Origin of the sequence: Sporosarcina sp. P29 (assembly GCF_002743265.1) — a bacterium.
GTDB lineage: Bacteria > Bacillota > Bacilli > Bacillales_A > Planococcaceae > Sporosarcina.
The window spans coordinates 1-678 of the sequence record NZ_PDYX01000058.1 but is presented as its reverse complement, the minus strand read 5'-3'; the positions used below and the strand labels follow the sequence as shown (position 1 = coordinate 678).

1 rRNA gene is annotated in these 678 nt (G+C 53.7%); it reads right to left on the bottom strand.

Annotated features, from left to right (window positions below):
• Positions 1-678: ribosomal RNA gene (locus CSV68_RS16500) — 23S ribosomal RNA — on the bottom strand; the annotation flags it as partial.

Genomic DNA, 678 nt, shown 5'->3' with positions numbered 1-678 from the left:
TTAAATGGCGAACAGCCATACCCTTGGGACCTACTTCAGCCCCAGGATGTGATGAGCCGACATCGAGGTGCCAAACACCGCCGTCGATATGAACTCTTGGGCGGTATCAGCCTGTTATCCCCGGAGTACCTTTTATCCGTTGAGCGATGGCCCTTCCATTCAGAACCACCGGATCACTATGACCTGCTTTCGCACCTGCTCGAGCCGTCACTCTCGCAGTCAAGCTAGCTTATGCCATTGCACTAACCTCCTGATGTCCGACCAGGATTAGCTAACCTTCGTGCTCCTCCGTTACTCTTTGGGAGGAGACCGCCCCAGTCAAACTACCCACCAGACACTGTCCGCAACCCGGATTACGGGTCTACGTTAGAACACCAGCCATTAAAGGGTGGTATTTCAAGGTTGGCTCCACGCAGACTGGCGTCCACGCTTCAAAGCCTCCCACCTATCCTACACATCAAGGACCAGTGTTCAGTGTCAAGCTATAGTAAAGGTTCACGGGGTCTTTCCGTCTTGCCGCGGGTACACTGCATCTTCACAGCGAGTTCAATTTCACTGAGTCTCGGGTGGAGACAGCCTGGCCATCATTACGCCATTCGTGCAGGTCGGAACTTACCCGACAAGGAATTTCGCTACCTTAGGACCGTTATAGTTACGGCCGCCGTTTACTGGGGCTTC